This is a genomic window from Streptomyces sp. CBMA123, assembly GCF_014596465.1.
In the GTDB taxonomy this organism is placed as follows: domain Bacteria; phylum Actinomycetota; class Actinomycetes; order Streptomycetales; family Streptomycetaceae; genus Kitasatospora.
Genome location: NZ_MECK01000414.1, coordinates 1 through 2,862 on the forward strand (window position 1 = coordinate 1; position 2,862 = coordinate 2,862).

General features: G+C 75.8%; 1 protein-coding gene. It reads right to left on the reverse strand.

Features of this window, described 5'->3' with window-relative positions; all coding sequences use genetic code 11:
* Window positions 1–2,862, reverse strand: a 2,862-nt coding sequence (locus BG452_RS32310; protein ID WP_188307910.1) for a type I polyketide synthase, incomplete at both ends; no start/stop codon positions are given.

Here is a 2,862-nt window from a genome sequence, read left to right on the forward strand (position 1 = left end):
GGCCCGCGACGAACTCCGGCCGCACGCCCAGCGATTCGACCAGCCGGTACAGCGCCACCTCGACGGCGAACAACCCGGCCTGGGCGTACTCCGTCCGGTTCAGCAGCTCCGCGTCCGAACCCCACACAACCGTGCGCAGGGGCTGGTCCAGGTGCTCGTCCAGCACCGCGCACACCGCGTCGAAGGCGTCCGCGAAGACCGGGAAGCGCGGGTACAGCTCCCGGCCCGTGCCGAGGCGCTGCGAGCCCTGCCCGGAGAACAGGAAGGCCGTCGAGCGGTCCGCCGCGACGCCTCGGGCGACCTCCGTCAGCCCCTCACCGCACGCCAGCAGCACGGCCCGGTACTCGAAGGCGGAGCGCCCGGTGGCGAGCGAGAACCCGATGTCCAGCGGGGAGAGTTCGAGCGCGGAGGCGCGAGCGAGGTGGGTCTCCAGCGCCTCTTCGGAGCGGCCGGAGAGCACCCACGGGACGACGGCCGGCAGCACGCGCTGGTGCTCGGTGCACTCGGTCACCAGGGGGGCCTGTTCGAGGATCACATGCGCGTTGGTGCCGCTGATCCCGAACGAGGACACCCCGGCGCGCCGGGCCCGGTCGACCTCGGGCCAGGGCCGGGCCTCGGTGAGCAGGTCGATCGAGCCCGCCGTCCAGTCCACGACGGTGGACGGCCGGTCGATGTGCAGGGACTTCGGCAGCACGCCGTGCCGCATGGCGAGCACGGTCTTGATCACCCCGGCGACGCCGGAGGCGGCCTGGGTGTGGCCGATGTTGGACTTCAGCGAGCCGAGCAGGAGCGGCCGTTCGCGGTGGCGGCCGTACGTGGCGAGGAGCGCCTGGGCCTCGATCGGGTCGCCGAGGGCGGTGCCGGTGCCGTGGCCCTCGACGGCGTCGACGTCGGCGGGCGTCAGGCCGGCGCTCGCCAGGGCCTGGCGGATGACGCGCTGCTGGGACGGGCCGTTGGGCGCGGTGATGCCGTTGGAGGCGCCGTCCTGGTTGACGGCGCTGCCGCGCACGATCGCGAGCACCTCGTGGCCGTTGCGGCGTGCGTCGGACAGCCGCTCCAGGACGACCATGCCGACGCCCTCGGACCAGTTGGTGCCGTCGGCGGCGTCCGAGTAGGCCTTGCAGCGGCCGTCGGCGGCGAGGCCGTTCTGGACGGTGAATCCGGCGAAGCTCACCGGGGTGGTCATCACCGTCACGCCGCCCGCGAGGGCGAGTCCGCACTCGCCGTTGCGCAGCGCCTGGGCGGCCCAGTGCAGGGCGACCAGGGACGACGAGCACGCGGTGTCGACGGTGACGGCCGGGCCCTCCAGGCCGAGGGTGTAGGAGATGCGCCCGGACAGCACGCTCGACGCGAGGCCGGTGCCGGCGTGGCCGCCGATGTCCTCGCGCGAGTTCATCATGAGCGTCGCGTAGTCGAGGCCGTTGGTGCCGACGAAGACGCCGGTGCGGCTGCCGCCGAGCTTCTGCGGGTCGACCCCGGCGCGCTCCAGCGCCTCCCAGGAGGTCTCCAGGAGGAGGCGCTGCTGGGGGTCCATGGCGAGGGCCTCGCGCGGCGAGATGCCGAAGAAGGAGGCGTCGAAGTCGGCGACGGCGTCGATGAAGCCGCCTTCCAGGGTGGTGCTGCGGCCGCGGCCGTCGCGGTCGCCGACGAGGAGGGTCCGCAGGTCCCAGCCACGGTCCCTGGGGAAGCCGGCGATGCCGTCGCCGCCCTCGGAGACCAGGCGCCACAGCTCGTCGGGCGAGGTGACGCCGCCGGGCAGGCGGCAGGCCATGCCGACGATCGCGATCGGGTCGGTGTCGTCGGCCGCGGCCCGCACGGCGGGCGGCAGCGGGTCGGCGGGGGTGTCGAGGAGCTCGGCGAGGAGGTGCTCGGCGAGGGCCTGGGCGGTCGGGTAGTCGTAGACGGAGGTGGCGGGCAGCTTGAGGCCGGTGGCCGCGCCGAGCCGGGCGGGCAGCTCGACGGCCGTCAGCGAGTCGAAGCCGAGGTCGCGGAACTTGCGGTCCGGGGCGACGGCGGACTTGTCGGCGTAGCCGAGCACGGCGGCGACGTGGGTGCGGACGAGATCGGTGAGGAGGGTGGTCCGCTCGGCCGGAGTGAGCGCGCGCAGGCGTCCGGTGAGCTCGGAGGCGGCGGTCGCGTAGTCGCGGCGGGCCGCGGCGGCGGCCTCCAGGACGGGCCCGGCGGCGGGGAGGTCGCGCAGCAGCGGGTTGCCGCGCAGGCCGACGAGGCTCTCCAGGACCTGCGGCTGCGTCAGGTCGAGCAGCACGAGCGCCGGGGCCGGGCGGGTGACGGCCTGGCGCAGCGCGGCCAGGGCGAGGTCGGGGTGCAGGGCGGGTACGGCGGCGCGCTGGGTCCGTCCGTCGTCCTCGGCCGGGGCGGCCGGGTCGATGCCGGTGTACTCGGCGCCGACCCAGGCGCCCCAGGCCACGGAGATGGCGGGCAGGCCCTCGGCGCGGCGGCGCTGGGCGAGTGCGTCCAGGACGGCGGTCGGGGCGGCGAGGGTGGCCCGGCCGGGGGTGCCGACGGCGCCGGCGACGGAGGAGCAGAGCACGAAGGCGGTCAGGTCGAGGCCGCGGGTCAGCTCGTCCAGGTGGAGGGCGGCCTCGGCGCGGACGCGGTGGACGGCGGCGAGGCGCTCGGGCGTCAGGTCGTCGAGGACGCCGTCGTCGACCGTGCCCGCCGCGTGGACGACGGCGGTCAGTGGGGCGTCGGCGGGGATCGCGGCCAGCAGGGCGGTGAGGGCCTCGCGGTCGGCGACGTCGCAGGAGGCGATCGTCACGACGGCGCCCAGGCCGCTCAGTTCCTCGGCGAGGTCGGCGGCGCCGGGGGCGTTCGGCCCGCGGCGGCTCGCCAGCAGCAGGT